Here is a 12,864-nt window from a genome sequence, read left to right on the forward strand (position 1 = left end):
CAGCCATCAGGCCTGCGCAGCCAGCACGGCCCGCCCGCGCTGCACAAAGCCTTGGTACTGCGCATCGGGCACTAGCAGGCCGCCCGTGGTCCAGACCAGATGCGTAGCCTGGTGCAGCACAGCGTCGATGCCCGTGCTGCGCAGCCAGGCCTGCCCTGCCGTGGTGCCGGTCAACATTGCCGGGCCGCAGAAGCCTGCGGCGGCCGAGGGCTCGATGCGCTCGCCCAAGGCGTCCAGCACCCGCACCAGGTGCGCAAACAGGGTGTCGTCGGCCACGGTGAACACGCCCGACAGCAGCGGCCGCATCAGCTCGGCCGCCAGCAGCGATGCACGCGGCACGGCCAGGCCATCGGCCTCGGTGCGATTGGTCAGGCCCCAGTCGTACACCGAGGGGTGCTGCCCCACACCTTGCATTGCATCGGCCATCATTTGCACCATGAAGCACGGCGACTGCACCGGCTCTGCAAAAAAGCAGTGCACATGCGGCCCCAGCACCTGCCGCAGGCCAAAGGTGATGCCCGCTGGCGCACCACCCACGCCGCAAGGCAGGTAAACGATGAGCGGGTGCTCGGCATCCACCGCCACGCCCTGCTCGGCCAGTTGCTTTTGCAGGTGCTGCGCCGCCGCGCTGTAGCCCAGCAGCAGCGAGAACGATTGCTCGTCGTCCACAAAGTGGCACAGCGGGTTGCTGGCCGCCTCGGCACGGCCTGCGGCCACGGCACGCTCGTAGTCGCCCGTGTGTTCCACCACCTGCACACCCCGCTGGCGCAGGCGGTCTTTCTTCCATTCCTTGGCATCGGCAGACATGTGCACCGTGGCCTGGAAGCCCAGGGCCGACGCCACCACACCGATGCTCATGCCCAGGTTGCCCGTGGAGCCCACCGCCACCTGGTAGCGGCCCAGCACCTCGCGCGCCTGCCGCGTCGCCAGCGCGCGGTAGTCACCACCGGGCTGCACCAGGCCGTGCTGCAGCGCCAGCCCCTCGGCAAACTCCAGCACCTCGTGCATACCGCCCCGGGCCTTGATGGAGCCGGCGACGGGCAGGCTGTGGTCGGCCTTGATGAACAGGCGGCCTTGCCCCTCGCTCATGTCCAATGCGGGCTGCAGCGCGGCGGCGGGCAGCAGGGGCGACTCCACCACGCCACCTGTTGCGGCCAGCTCGGGGAACACCTGGGCCAGCAGCCCGGCAAAACGCGCCAAACGCGCCGCCGCTGCTTTCGTATCATCCAGACTAATAGTTCTGCCCAATGCGGACATCGCTGCGGCAGGCTGCACCTCCCGGGTTGCGTTGGTCCACAAAGCAGGCTGGGCATTGCGCAAGCGGGCAGCCAGCAAGGCATCCACGGCAGGTTGGGTCTGGGCAGTCGTCATGGCAGCTATGTCTCGAAGAGTGTTGCCCCCATTCTTCGCCTGTCACGCCACCATCACAAACCATTTATATTGAGCGAAACATTAGTATTAATAATGGATATTCGCCTCTCCCCCTCCCTGCTCGCCTGGCTGCGCAGTTTTGATGCAGCGGCCCGCCACGGCAGCTTTACCAAGGCGGCGGCCGAGCTGTGCATCACCCAGGGGGCGGTAAGCCAGCAGGTCAAGCAGCTTGAAGACTGGCTGCGCCGCCCCCTCTTCTTGCGCACCCCGCGCGTGCTGGTGCCCACGCCCGAGGGCAAATGGCTGGCCGTGGTGCTCCGCGAGAGTTTTGACGCCATCGAAAGCACCCTGGCCCAGATGCGCCAACCGGCCGAGGCCGCCACCGCCACGCTGAGCTGTTCACCGTCCTTCGCCATGAGCTGGCTCACGCCCCGGCTGGGCGACTTCTTCCGCCAGCACCCGCACACCGGGCTGCGCGTGTTTGGCGAGTTCCACACCCTGGACCGCACCCGCATGGTGCGCGATGGCGTGGAGGCCGCCGTGCGCTTTGACCTGGGCGGCTACCGCGACCTGAACGCCACCGTGTTCCTCGACGAATGGCTCATCCCCGTGGCCAGCCCCGAGTTCCTGGCCCGGTACCCGCCCATCACCACGCCCGAGGATCTGCAGGGCGACTGGCTGCTGCACGACGGCAGCGCCTGGGATGGCGCGGACACCTATGAGGAATGGCAACACTGGTTTGCGCAAAGGGGCACCACGCCCCCACCCTGGGCGGGCGGCCAGCAGTTCAACCTGTCGCAACTCGCCCTGGGCGCCGCGCTCGCAGGTCAGGGTATTGCCATGGGACGCGCCGCGCTGGTGCTGCAGGACGTGAAGGCCGGGCGCCTGGTGCCGCTGCTGGGGTGCAGCGTACCATCGCGCGCGGCGTATTCGTTTGTGACAACCACCCACCCGAGCCCAGCGATGGAGCTGGTGCGGGAGTGGCTGATGCAGGAAGCGCAGCGGTTTTGCGCAGAGCGCAGCGAGGTATTGCCTCCATTGGCTTCGCCCTAAGCCGAGTCAGGCGCAGATGTCTGTATATTTTTCTACTCTTTTATTATAAAAAGAGTATAAATAGCATCATGTCAACCGATCTCATTCCCACCCTCGCCGCCGCCCGCAAAGCCCACCAGATGACCCAGGCCCAGCTGGCCGAGCGCGCAGGCCTCTCCCGCATGACGGTGCAGCGCACCGAAGGCGGCGACCTGGACCCCCGCTATTCCACCCTGGCCGAAATGGCGCGGGTGCTGGGCATGGACATCATTGCCGTGCCCAGCGGCCTGCGGCCCAGCCTGGAAGCATTCATTCAGTCCGGCGGCAAGTTTCTGGGCCAGCCCGAGGGGGTGGATGCGCCCCCCTCGGTCGTGGACAGCCTGCGCCGCTGAGCCTGGCGACGCCCGAGCGTACTGCCTGACCCAAGCCCCATGAGCACCTCCATCCGCTACCTGCGCCTGTACCTGCACCGCCCCCCGCAGGCGGACGGCAGCGCGAGCGAGTCGGGTACGACAGCAAGCCGCCGTGAAGCGATTGGCTACCTCTCGCAGTACGGCGACATCCTGCGGGTGTCGTTTGACGAAAGCTACATCCGCAACCCGCAGCGCCCCACCCTGTCGCTCAGCTACCAGGGCGCGGACGAGGCGGCCACGCAGCAGATCCTGGCGTCAGCGCGCGATGCGCGGCTGGTGCGCACCGATGGGCGCTGGCCGGTGTACTTTCAGAATCTGCTGCCCGAGGGCCACAACCGCGAGCGGCTGGCGCGCGAGCGGGGCTGCAGCCCCGACGACGAGTTCGAGCTGCTGGCTGCAGCAGGCCACGACCTGATGGGCGCGCTGGAGGTGGAACCCGTGCCCGCGCAAGACGGCATCCCGGACGTGGTGCGCTACTGGCACACCACCCAGGGGCTGGATGTGCTGGAACCGGGGTTTGTGGAGTTCCCGGTGGAAGACGCGGCCTCGCTGCCGGGCGTGGTGACCAAGTTCAGCGCGGTGCCGGACGGCCGCCGCTACACCGTGCACCGCCGAGGCGCGGCGGGCAGCGTCATCCTGAAGCTGCCCACCACCGCCCACCCCGACTTGGTGGCCAACGAGTACACGGGCTACCAGCTGTGCAAGGCGCTGGACCTGCATTGCGCCGACGTGCGCGTCATCACCCGTGCCGAGGCCGACCTGCCCGACACCGTCCCATTCAACGACATCCTGGCCGTGCAGCGCTTTGACCACCTGCCCGGCGGCGCCCGCGTGCACATGGAGGAGTTCAACCAGGTGCTGGGCTACACGCCGCGCCAGAAATACGGCAAGTCGCACGGCAAGGGCGTGCTGCAGGACTGGGCCACTATGCTGCGCGTGCTCAACCGCCTGAGCCGCCAACCCGTGCAGGACACGCGCGAGTTTCTGGCGCGCATGGTGGCCTTCATTCTGATGGGCAACACCGACGCGCACCTGAAAAACTGGGCCCTGGTCTACCCCGACGGCCGCGTGCCCCGACTGGCCCCGGTGTACGACCCCGTGTGCGTGGCCGCGTTTTTTGAAGGCGTGCCCGACCAGCAATACGCGGTGAACCGCGCCATCGACAAAACCCTGCGGGCACTGACCTGGGACGACATGGAAGGCCTGATGAAATCCGCCGGGCTGCTGCGGGTGCCCCGGCACCTGGCGCTGCTGCGCGATGTGGTCAAACAGGCCCAGGCCGACTGGCCCGTGCTGCTGCACGATGCGCCGCCCGCAGTGCGCACCAATGTGCAACAGCGGCTGGCCGGTGCCGTCCGCATCAGCCAGGGTGCCCGTACGGGCGCGGCAGGCGGGGGCTGACTGCTCACGATTTAATAGCTGTCAGCGCATATTTCACTAGCGCTGCAGACCGATTTGGCTCAACTATTCGGTTCAAATACTCGTGCCCAGTGCGGAAGGTGCTTGCGCTGAGGCTTTGGTTCGTTGGCGGTCTCTTCCTGCTCCTTACACCGGCGCCCCAAACCAAGCGCCCACCCCCGCCGTGATCGCCATGGCCAGTGCGCCCCAGAAAGTCACACGCCAGGCACCCACAACCATGCCCGCGCCGCCCGTGTGTGCAGCCAAGGCCCCGAGCAATGCCAAAAACACCAGTGCAGAACCTGCCACCGCATACAGCAGGCTGCTGGCAGGCGACACCACGGCAACAGCCAGCGGCAGTGCGGCCCCCACCGCAAAGCTGGCCGCCGAAGTCAGGGCCGCCTGCACCGGACGGGCAGCGAGTGCCGTGGACACCTGCAGCTCGTCCCGCGCATGGGCGCCCAGCGCATCGTGCGCCATGAGTTGCGCCGACACCTGCTGAGCCAGTTCAGGGGTCAGGCCTCGGGCGACGTAGATGGCGGTCAGTTCGCGCGCCTCGGCCGCCGGGTCAGCAGCCAGCTCGGCCAGCTCTCGGTCCAGGTCCGCCTTTTCGGTGTCGGCCTGCGAATGCACCGACACATATTCGCCCGCTGCCATCGACATGGCACCCGCCACCAGCCCGGCCACCGCCGTCATCACGATGGTGGACTGGCTGGACTGCGCGGCCGCCACACCCACCACTAGGCTGGCGGTGGAGACGATGCCGTCGTTCGCCCCCAGCACGGCCGCGCGGAGCCAGCCAATGCGATCAGAACGGTGGCCTTCGGCGTGGGAACGGCGCGGGGTGTGGGGCATAGCGGCTTTCGCGGTGGAGGTGTACAGGCCCCTACCTTACCGCTGCCCGGCACGCCAAGCCACCCGGGGCGCCACTGCGGGTTGAAGTTTGTTTACATCCTCTTGCACCGCAGGCTGTCCGATCTCCACAGTTTTGGATAACCTCGCAAGGCAGCGCCACGCAGGTACTCCCTGCAAAGACTGGTGAAAGACCGCCTGCGCAGGTTCCTGGCGTTGAAAGCTCCGTGTTGAGACACCGTCAGTTTCAAGATCATCCGCCCACACCCCCAAAAGGACGCCCATGGCCAAGATTCTGGAAGTGAAATACGAGAACCAGGCCGATGCACGCGTGTGCGAAGTGGCCTATGAGAGCCAGGCCGACCTGTGCTGGCACGAGGTGGGCTATGCCACACAGGCCACGGGCGATGCGCTGTGGTTCTTTGTGAACTACGAGAACCAGGCCAACTTCAAGATTTTCAAGGTCAAACGCGAGAGCCAGGCCGATCTCAGGATCTTCAAGGTGGCGCATGCAGAGCAAGCCGGCTGGCGCACCCTGGGACATGCGCTCAAGGGCAAGCTGGCCTGACGACGCCGAACACGCCTGAAGCGCCCACCAAGCCCTCCGGCCATGCGGATGCAGGTTGCACGGGTACACGGCCCCCGCCAACCTCCTCCGCCAAGTCAGGAGCCGCTGTAGGAGACCTCAACCACCGACGTACTTTTGCAGCTGCTCGCCCAGCCCCGTGGCGCCCAGGCGCACCACATCGCCGGGCTTGAGGAACCACGGCGTGGGCTTTTGCCCCAGGCCCACACCCGCTGGGGTGCCAGTCAGGATGAGGTCGCCCGGCTCCAGGGTCAGGAACTGGCTGATGTACGACACCACGGTGGGCACACCAAAAATGAAATTGCGCGTGCTGCCGTTTTGCACGCGCTGGCCGTTCACCTCCAGCCACAGGTCGATGGCGTGGGGGTCGGCCACCTCGTCGGCCGTGACCAGCCAGGGGCCGATGGGCGCAAAGGTGTCATAGCTCTTGCCCTTGTCCCACTGGCCGCCACGTTCGATCTGCCAGGCACGCTCTGACACATCGTTGGCCAGCACATAGCCGGCGACATGGCTCAAGGCATCGGCCTCGGTCACATGGCGGGCGCGGGTGCCGATGACGATGCCCAGCTCTACCTCCCAGTCCGTCTTGGTGGCGCCGGGGGGAATGCGCACATCGTCATTGGGGCCGCTCAAAGCGGTCACGGCTTTCATGAACAGCACCGGCTCGGCGGGCGGCTGCATGCCCGCCTCTTTGGCGTGGTCAGCATAGTTGAGGCCCACGCACACGATCTTGCCCACACCGCCCACCGGGCTGCCCAGGCGGGGCGAGCCGTACACCGCAGGCAGGCGGCTGGCGTCGATGGCGGCCAGCGCGGACAAGGTGCGGGGGTTGAGCTGTGCGGGGCCGATATCGGGCAACAGCATGGACAGGTCACGCAGCGTGCCCTGGGCGTCTACCAGGCCGGGGCGTTCTGCACCAGGCTGGCCGTAGCGGATGAGTTTCATGGGGTGTCCTTGTCTCTTGGGATGAATGTGTCTCTTAGACCACCCACCAGCATAGCGGCACGCCGCCTTGCGCGTGTGCACCATTGGCCGCCCCAGACTTGCCCGATGGCGACGCCCCGCTGCCAGCACACAGCCCGGCGCGCGCGTAACATCACGGGGGCCGCCGCTTCACCCAGCAGCTATCACAATGATAGCTATCGAGGTATGAATCACCGGCGCACCAGCCACCTTTCACTCCATCTTGCACCCATGGCACCCGCCACCGCCTCGCCTCCTTCCCCCGAAACGCCCGCGCGCCCGCAGCCCCGCAACCCGACCGACCTGTTCTGGTCCTTCACCTGGCTGGCCCTGCAGGGCTTTGGGGGGGTGCTGGCGGTGGTGCAGCGCGAGCTGGTGGAGAAAAAGCGCTGGATGACGAACGAGGAGTTCGTCGAAGACTGGGCCGTGGCGCAGATCATGCCGGGGCCCAACGTGGTCAACCTCAGCATCATGATTGGGGACCGCTACTTTGGCCTGCGCGGCGCTTTTGCGGCGCTGGCGGGCATGCTGACCTTTCCGCTCATGCTGGTGCTGGCACTGGCGGTGGTGTACGCGCAGTTCTCGGCCCAACCAGCCGTGGCCGGCGCGTTGCGTGGCATGGGGGCTGTGGCGGCGGGCCTGATTGCCGGGGTGGGCATCAAGCTCTTTGTCTCCATCCGCAACCACCCGCTGGGCCGCCCCCTGTGCCTGGCCATCACGGCACTGACCATCATCGCCATGGCTTGGCTGCGCTGGCCGCTGTTCTGGATCCTGCCGGTAATCGGCGGGGCCGCCTGCCTGCTGACCTGGAGAAAGCTCGCGCCATGAGCACCGCCGCCCCCCTCACCGCGCCGCTGATGGCCCTGAGCATCGGCGACTGGTTCAACCTGTTCCTTTACTACCTGTCGCTGTCGCTGCTGGCCGTGGGCGGCGCCATTGCCACCGCGCCCGACATGCACCGCTTTCTGGTCGAACGCCAGGCGTGGCTGACCGACCCGCAGTTCAACGCCTCCATCGCCATCGCCCAGGCCGCACCGGGCCCCAACGTGTTGTTCATTGCCCTGCTGGGCTGGAACGTCGGCATCAACGCCGGCGGCCTTGGCGTGGCCGGCTGGCTACTGGGCGCCCTGGGCATGGCGGTGTGCATGCTGGGCGTGATGCTGCCCAGCAGTCTGCTGACCTGGACGGCCACACGCTGGGGCCACCGCAACCGCGAACGGCGCGGCGTGCGCGCCTTCAAGCAGGGCATGGCCCCGGTCGTGATCGGCCTGCTGGTCGCTACGTCCTGGGTGCTGGCCCGCGCCCATGGCGAATGGACCACCGATTGGCCCCTGTGGCTGCTGACCGCCACGGCCACGGTGCTGGTGTGGCGCACCAAGCTGCACTTGCTGTGGATGCTGGGCGCCGGTGCACTGCTGGGTGCGCTGGGGCTGGTCTGAGGGTTTGAGAGGCCGGGGTGTGCTGCGCAACCCCGGCAACGGGCACGATTTCTTTCTCTTTTTTGAAAGGCACATCCATGCAACTCCGCTCCCTGGGCCGATCGGGCCTGCAGGTCTCGCCCCTGTGTTTTGGCGGCAATGTGTTTGGTTGGACGGCCGATGAAGCCACCTCGTTCGCACTGCTCGACGCGTGGGTGGACGCAGGCTTCAACTTCATCGACACCGCCGATGTGTACTCGCGCTGGGCGCCAGGGCACACAGGGGGCGAATCCGAATCGGTGATCGGCCGCTGGCTCAAGCGCAGCGGCAAGCGCCACCACATCGTGCTGGCCACCAAGGTGGGCAAGGACATGGGGGACGGCAAGGTGGGCCTGCGCCCTGCCTACATCCGCCAGGCGGTAGAGGCATCGCTTCAGCGGCTGCAGACCGACCACATCGACCTGTACCAGTCACACGACGACGACACCACCGTGCCGCTGGCCGACACGCTGGGCGCGTATGCCGACCTGATCCGGGCCGGCAAAGTGCGCGCCATCGGTGCCTCCAACTACAGCGCCGCGCGCTTGCAGAAGGCGCTGCAGACCAGCGAACGCCTGGGCTTGCCCCGCTACGAAAGCCTGCAGCCGCTGTTCAACCTGTATGACCGCGCCGTGTTTGAAGACGCGCTGCAGCCGCTGTGCGTGCAGCAGCAGGTCGGCGTGATCAACTTTTATGCGCTGGCCGCCGGGTTCCTCACGGGCAAGTACCGCACGGCGGCCGACGCCGCCAAGAGCGCACGCGGCGCCAACACGACGGCCAAGTACCTCAACGACCGGGGGCTGCACATTCTGGCGGCGCTGGACGCCGTCGCGCACCGCTACAACGCCACGCCCGGCCAAGTGGCCGTGGCCTGGCAGATGGTGCAACCGGGCATCACCGCGCCCATTGCCAGCGCCACGTCGGTGGCCCAGCTGCATGAGCTGGTCAAGGCCACCCAGCTGCAACTGGACAGCGATGCACTGTCCCAGCTGGACGCTGCCAGCGCCCAAGGCTGAACCCAACAAAAAAGAACCCGCGCGTGCGCGGGCCCTAGGCGTATGGCTTGACGGGTTACGGGGTGAATGGAATGACGCCCCTCAGCCCATCAGCTGATCCGGCGACCGTTCTCCGCGTAGATCGCCAGGTAGATGGCGTCCGATCCGATGTAGGGCGCCTTGTTGCCAAAGCCCACGTTGAAGTCGCCAAACGACAGAGACCGGATGGCCATCAGCCCGGCGCGCAGGCGTTCGCGCGTGGGCTCCTTGCCTGCGTTCTTCAGGCCTTCGATCATGATCTGCGCGTTGAGCCAGCCTTCCAGCGCGCTGTTGCTGTTCAAGAATGCCGGGTCACCGCCCGTGGCCTTCATCGTGGCCTGGAACTTGCGCACCGCCACCGACTTTTGCGAATTGGCATCAGGGAACACTTGCACCAGCGCCAGGCCGCGCGTGGAGGCCGCCAGCTTGGGCAGCTCCGACGAGATCACGGTGACGGACAGGCCGGCCAGCGGCACGCCTTGCGCCTTGGCACGGAAGGCCTGCACAAACGCGGTGTTGGCCGTGCCCGTAGTGGCCAGCAGCACGGCGCCGGGGCGCTCGGCCGCCACCTTGTCGGCCAGCTCGGCACCGTTCTTGCCGTCCACAGCCAGCGCAAACTCGCCGCCGCGCTCGACCTTGATCTCGTCCAGCGCGGTGGACATGTCCTTGAGCACCTCTTTGCCAAACGGGTTGTCCAGGTACACCACCGCAATGCGCTTGAGGCCCATCTCCACGATCTGCTTGACCAGGCGCTGGGTTTCTTCGCGGTAGCTGGGGCGCAGGAAGAACACGTGCTTGTTGGCCGCTGCACGCAGCGATGTGGCGCCAGTCACCGGACCCACGGTGGGGATGCCCTTGGACTCGATGAGTGGCAGGATGGACGCGGTGTTGGCCGTGCCCAGCGGCGAGATCAGTGCGAACACCGACTGCGCCTCCACCATCTCGGTCACGTTCTTCAGCGTGCGTGCAGCCACGTAGCCGTCGTCCTTGACCTCCATGCGGATTTCGCGGCCCAACACGCCACCGGCGGCATTCACCTCGGCAAAAGCGGCCTTCATGCCCGCCACCTGCTCGATGCCCGCCTGCCCCAGCGGGCCCGTCAGCGCAATGGAGCAGCCCAGGGTAACAGAGCGCGCGGTCAGCGCCTCTTCGGCCGCCATCGCGGTGTGGGCCCATGCGGGCAGGGCAGTGGCGGCGACGGCCTGGGTGGCACGCAAAAGAAATTGGCGACGGCTCATGGTGTGCAAGGCGGGTAAAGCAAGGGGGCGGAGGCTACCGGGCTCCGCCCCTTTGCACCTGTCCAATGGGCGACAAAGGGTGGCGGCGGCACATCAAACCAGGGTTTCTACTTAGACACTAGCCCCGGGAAACACCAGAGGCGGCGCTACCCACCAACACGTTCTGCCCCGCGTACGCTCAGTCGTCCAACAGCTGGGGCAGCAACGTGGCCGCCGTGCCCTTCAGCACCTGGTGGGCCACCTCATCCAGCGCACTGGGTGCGGGGTTGAGCACCACCACCCAGGCACCGGCGGCCCGTGCCTGGTGGGCCAGGCCCGCGGCGGGGTACACCGCACCGGCCGTGCCCACCACCAGCATCAGGTCGCACAGGCTGGCCGCCTGTTCGGCGGCTTCCAATGTCGCCAGCGGCAAAGGCTCGCCAAACCACACCACGCCCGGGCGCAGCAGGTTGCCGCAGCGGTCGCAGTACGGCGGGTGGCCGGCCACTGCGTGCTCGACGAAGCAGCAGTTGCGCGGGGTGTTGAGCCAGCGGTCCTGAAAAATGTCGCCGTGCAGGCACAGCACGCCGGTGCTACCCGCGCGCTGGTGCAGGCCGTCCACGTTCTGGGTGATCAGGGTGATGCGGCCGGGGTGGCGGCTCTGAAAGTCCGCCAGCGCCCGATGCCCGGCGTTGGGCGATACCCCGGCCAGCAGGTCGCGCCGATACTGGTACCAGTCCCACACCCGCTGTGGGTGGGCGCGAAAGCCCGCCTCGGTTGCCATTTCTTCGGGGCGGAACTGTGCCCAGTACCCCGTCTGCGCATCGCGGAAGGTGGGCACGCCGGATTCGGCGCTGACCCCGGCGCCAGTCAGCACGGCGATGCGCTGGCTGTGCCGGACCCAGGCTTTCACGGTGTCCAGCATGGAACCCTCGTTGATGCGTGCAGCAGGCCAGGGATCAGGTCCGCTGGCGCAGCGCCTCGTACAGGCACACGCCGCTGGCCACCGACACGTTCAGGCTTTCGACCGCACCCTTCATGGGAATGCTGACCAGCTCGTCGCAGGTCTTGCGCGTGAGCTGGCGCATGCCGTCGCCTTCGGCGCCCAGCACCAGGGCCACGGGGCCTTTCAGGTCTACCTGGTAGATGGTCTTGGGCGCATCGTCGCTGGTGCCGATGCACCAGATGTTGCGCTCCTTGAGTTCATTCAGCGTGCGCGCCAGGTTGGTGACCATGAAGTACGGCATGGTCTCGGCCGCGCCGCTGGCCACCTTGGCCACGGTGGCGTTGATGCCCACTGCATGGTCCTTGGGGGCGATGACGGCATGGGCCCCCGCACCATCGGCCACGCGCAGGCAGGCGCCCAGGTTGTGCGGGTCGGTCACGCCGTCCAGCACCAGCAGCAGGGGCTGCTCAATGCCAGCGGCTTCGAGGTCTTCCAGCAGTTCATCTAGCGAGGTGGCCACCTTCACGGGCTCGACCCGCGCAGCCACACCCTGGTGGCCGTGGCTGCCAGCCAACTTGGCAATGCGCACGCTGTCAGCTTCGATGAGGCGGGCACCGGCCTCGCGGGCGCGGTCGAGAAACTGGCGCATGCGCGCATCGCGGCGCGTGGCTTCGTAGTAAATCTCGATGATGGATTGCGGCGCGGTCTTCAGACGCACGCCCACGGCGTGAAAGCCGAAGAGAACTTTGGGGCTGGACATGGAGGGATTATCCGCTGGGCGCGACACTATCCATTAGGACACTATCAATTTCATAGCTGCTTGCGCATGTTGCACTAGCGCCTGCGGCCTAAAAAGCTCGAATAATCCTGCCAACCCCTTACACAACACGCCCTGCGTCGATGGTGATGCGCCGCTCGCACTGGGCTGCAATCGCGCGGTCGTGGGTCACCAGCACCAGGGTCGTGCCCAACTCACGGTTGAGCTCGAACATGAGCTTCATGATGGTTTCGCCCGTCGCAAAGTCCAGGCTGCCTGTGGGTTCGTCAGCCAGCAGCACGGCCGGCTGCACCACAAACGCCCGAGCCAGGGCCACGCGCTGCTGCTCGCCGCCTGACAGCACTTTGGGGTAGTGCGACAAGCGCTGCCCCAGCCCCACGCGCGCCAGCATCTCGGTGGCGGCCTTGCGTGCATCGCGGCGGTCGGCCAGCTCGAGCGGCAGCATGACGTTCTCCAGCGCTGTGAGGTTGCCCATGAGCTGGAAGCTCTGGAACACAAAACCCACCTTCTGGGCCCGCAATGCAGCCCGCGCATCTTCATCGATGGCAAACAGGTCGTGGCCGTCCAGCCGCACCGTTCCGCGCGTGGGGGTATCGAGCCCCGCGATGATGGACAGCAGCGTGCTCTTGCCCGAGCCCGAGGCGCCGACGATGGCCGCCGTTTCCCTGGCAGCCAGGCGGAAATCGATATCCCGCAGAATGTCGAGGGTTCCGGTGGAATCCGTCACCGACTTGAACACATGCTCCACGGCAATGATGGGGGTGGCGGGCGGTGTCTTGGGCAGCGGGGAGGGTTCGGACATGAAAGGCTCTTTACT

At 66.8% G+C, this 12,864-nt stretch carries 14 protein-coding genes; 7 read left to right on the plus strand and 7 right to left on the minus strand.

Annotation, left to right across the window (positions count from 1 at the left end):
• Positions 1-6: 6 nt before the first annotated feature.
• Entirely contained in the window at positions 7-1,371 is a 1,365-nt protein-coding gene (locus ACOYR4_RS12100) for a D-serine ammonia-lyase (protein WP_309824367.1), read from the minus strand.
• 93 nt (positions 1,372-1,464) lie between these two features.
• Here ACOYR4_RS12100 and ACOYR4_RS12105 point away from each other — a divergent pair, with 93 nt between their 5' ends.
• The 3 genes from ACOYR4_RS12105 (at position 1,465) to ACOYR4_RS12115 (ending at position 4,217) form a co-directional block, all read left to right on the plus strand.
• A complete protein-coding gene (locus ACOYR4_RS12105) occupies positions 1,465-2,424 on the plus strand; it encodes a LysR substrate-binding domain-containing protein (RefSeq protein ID WP_422846772.1) in 960 nt (319 codons plus the stop codon).
• Positions 2,425-2,492: 68 nt separating this feature from the next.
• Complete coding sequence (locus ACOYR4_RS12110) at positions 2,493-2,795, plus strand: helix-turn-helix transcriptional regulator (RefSeq protein ID WP_422846773.1); 303 nt, start codon at positions 2,493-2,495, stop codon at positions 2,793-2,795.
• A 39-nt stretch (positions 2,796-2,834) separates the two neighbouring features.
• Complete coding sequence (locus tag ACOYR4_RS12115; RefSeq protein ID WP_422846774.1) at positions 2,835-4,217, plus strand: type II toxin-antitoxin system HipA family toxin; 1,383 nt, start codon at positions 2,835-2,837, stop codon at positions 4,215-4,217.
• A gap of 144 nt (positions 4,218-4,361) precedes the next feature.
• Here ACOYR4_RS12115 and ACOYR4_RS12120 read toward each other — a convergent pair whose 3' ends face one another.
• Positions 4,362-5,069: a VIT family protein gene (locus ACOYR4_RS12120; RefSeq protein ID WP_309824371.1), complete on the minus strand. Its 708-nt coding sequence runs from the start codon at positions 5,067-5,069 to the stop codon at positions 4,362-4,364.
• A 280-nt stretch (positions 5,070-5,349) separates the two neighbouring features.
• On the opposite strand from ACOYR4_RS12120, the gene ACOYR4_RS12125 reads away from it, so the two are divergent.
• Positions 5,350-5,634, plus strand: a complete 285-nt coding sequence (locus tag ACOYR4_RS12125) for a DUF6150 family protein (protein WP_309824373.1) — start codon at positions 5,350-5,352, stop codon at positions 5,632-5,634.
• A 117-nt stretch (positions 5,635-5,751) separates the two neighbouring features.
• On the opposite strand, the gene ACOYR4_RS12130 is transcribed toward ACOYR4_RS12125, so the two are convergent.
• Entirely contained in the window at positions 5,752-6,597 is an 846-nt protein-coding gene (locus tag ACOYR4_RS12130; protein WP_309824375.1) for a fumarylacetoacetate hydrolase family protein, read from the minus strand.
• Positions 6,598-6,846: 249 nt separating this feature from the next.
• Between ACOYR4_RS12130 and ACOYR4_RS12135 the strand changes: the two genes are divergently transcribed.
• The 3 genes from ACOYR4_RS12135 (at position 6,847) to ACOYR4_RS12145 (ending at position 9,088) form a co-directional block, all read left to right on the plus strand.
• On the plus strand, positions 6,847-7,443 hold the full coding sequence (locus ACOYR4_RS12135) for a chromate transporter (RefSeq protein WP_015013955.1): 597 nt from the start codon (positions 6,847-6,849) through the stop codon (positions 7,441-7,443).
• Complete coding sequence (locus ACOYR4_RS12140; protein WP_422846775.1) at positions 7,440-8,054, plus strand: chromate transporter; 615 nt, start codon at positions 7,440-7,442, stop codon at positions 8,052-8,054. Before ACOYR4_RS12135 ends, ACOYR4_RS12140 begins: the two co-directional genes overlap by 4 nt.
• A 77-nt stretch (positions 8,055-8,131) precedes the next feature.
• Positions 8,132-9,088 carry an aldo/keto reductase gene (locus ACOYR4_RS12145; protein ID WP_422846776.1) on the plus strand — a complete coding sequence of 319 codons (957 nt, stop codon included), beginning with the start codon at positions 8,132-8,134 and terminating at the stop codon, positions 9,086-9,088.
• A gap of 89 nt (positions 9,089-9,177) precedes the next feature.
• Here the strand turns inward: ACOYR4_RS12145 and ACOYR4_RS12150 are convergent, their stop codons facing one another.
• The 4 genes from ACOYR4_RS12150 to ACOYR4_RS12165 form a co-directional block, all read right to left on the minus strand.
• Positions 9,178-10,344, minus strand: coding sequence for an ABC transporter substrate-binding protein (locus tag ACOYR4_RS12150; protein ID WP_422846777.1), 1,167 nt, complete (start codon positions 10,342-10,344; stop codon positions 9,178-9,180).
• 178 nt (positions 10,345-10,522) lie between these two features.
• Positions 10,523-11,248 carry an SIR2 family NAD-dependent protein deacylase gene (locus ACOYR4_RS12155; protein ID WP_422846778.1) on the minus strand — a complete coding sequence of 242 codons (726 nt, stop codon included), beginning with the start codon at positions 11,246-11,248 and terminating at the stop codon, positions 10,523-10,525.
• A 34-nt stretch (positions 11,249-11,282) separates the two neighbouring features.
• Positions 11,283-12,029, minus strand: a complete 747-nt coding sequence (rlmB, locus tag ACOYR4_RS12160; protein WP_060987527.1) for a 23S rRNA (guanosine(2251)-2'-O)-methyltransferase RlmB — start codon at positions 12,027-12,029, stop codon at positions 11,283-11,285.
• Between the two features lie 118 nt (positions 12,030-12,147).
• A complete protein-coding gene (locus ACOYR4_RS12165; protein WP_056063137.1) occupies positions 12,148-12,849 on the minus strand; it encodes an ABC transporter ATP-binding protein in 702 nt (233 codons plus the stop codon).
• Between the last annotated feature and the right edge of the window lie 15 nt (positions 12,850-12,864).

The organism is Acidovorax sp. M14, from assembly GCF_049331375.1.
In the GTDB taxonomy this organism is placed as follows: Bacteria; Pseudomonadota; Gammaproteobacteria; order Burkholderiales; family Burkholderiaceae_C; genus Acidovorax.

What these genes read in the sequence shown, in the direction of transcription:
- ACOYR4_RS12100 (WP_309824367.1), bottom strand. Translation starts at nt 1,371, where the DNA reads ATGACGACTGCCCAGACCCAACCTGCCGTGGATGCCTTGCTGGCTGCC.
- ACOYR4_RS12105 (WP_422846772.1), top strand. Translation starts at nt 1,465, where the DNA reads ATGGATATTCGCCTCTCCCCCTCCCTGCTCGCCTGGCTGCGCAGTTTT.
- ACOYR4_RS12110 (WP_422846773.1), top strand. Translation starts at nt 2,493, where the DNA reads ATGTCAACCGATCTCATTCCCACCCTCGCCGCCGCCCGCAAAGCCCAC.
- ACOYR4_RS12115 (WP_422846774.1), top strand. Translation starts at nt 2,835, where the DNA reads ATGAGCACCTCCATCCGCTACCTGCGCCTGTACCTGCACCGCCCCCCG.
- ACOYR4_RS12120 (WP_309824371.1), bottom strand. Translation starts at nt 5,069, where the DNA reads ATGCCCCACACCCCGCGCCGTTCCCACGCCGAAGGCCACCGTTCTGAT.
- ACOYR4_RS12125 (WP_309824373.1), top strand. Translation starts at nt 5,350, where the DNA reads ATGGCCAAGATTCTGGAAGTGAAATACGAGAACCAGGCCGATGCACGC.
- ACOYR4_RS12130 (WP_309824375.1), bottom strand. Translation starts at nt 6,597, where the DNA reads ATGAAACTCATCCGCTACGGCCAGCCTGGTGCAGAACGCCCCGGCCTG.
- ACOYR4_RS12135 (WP_015013955.1), top strand. Translation starts at nt 6,847, where the DNA reads ATGGCACCCGCCACCGCCTCGCCTCCTTCCCCCGAAACGCCCGCGCGC.
- ACOYR4_RS12140 (WP_422846775.1), top strand. Translation starts at nt 7,440, where the DNA reads ATGAGCACCGCCGCCCCCCTCACCGCGCCGCTGATGGCCCTGAGCATC.
- ACOYR4_RS12145 (WP_422846776.1), top strand. Translation starts at nt 8,132, where the DNA reads ATGCAACTCCGCTCCCTGGGCCGATCGGGCCTGCAGGTCTCGCCCCTG.
- ACOYR4_RS12150 (WP_422846777.1), bottom strand. Translation starts at nt 10,344, where the DNA reads ATGAGCCGTCGCCAATTTCTTTTGCGTGCCACCCAGGCCGTCGCCGCC.
- ACOYR4_RS12155 (WP_422846778.1), bottom strand. Translation starts at nt 11,248, where the DNA reads ATGCTGGACACCGTGAAAGCCTGGGTCCGGCACAGCCAGCGCATCGCC.
- rlmB (WP_060987527.1), bottom strand. Translation starts at nt 12,029, where the DNA reads ATGTCCAGCCCCAAAGTTCTCTTCGGCTTTCACGCCGTGGGCGTGCGT.
- ACOYR4_RS12165 (WP_056063137.1), bottom strand. Translation starts at nt 12,849, where the DNA reads ATGTCCGAACCCTCCCCGCTGCCCAAGACACCGCCCGCCACCCCCATC.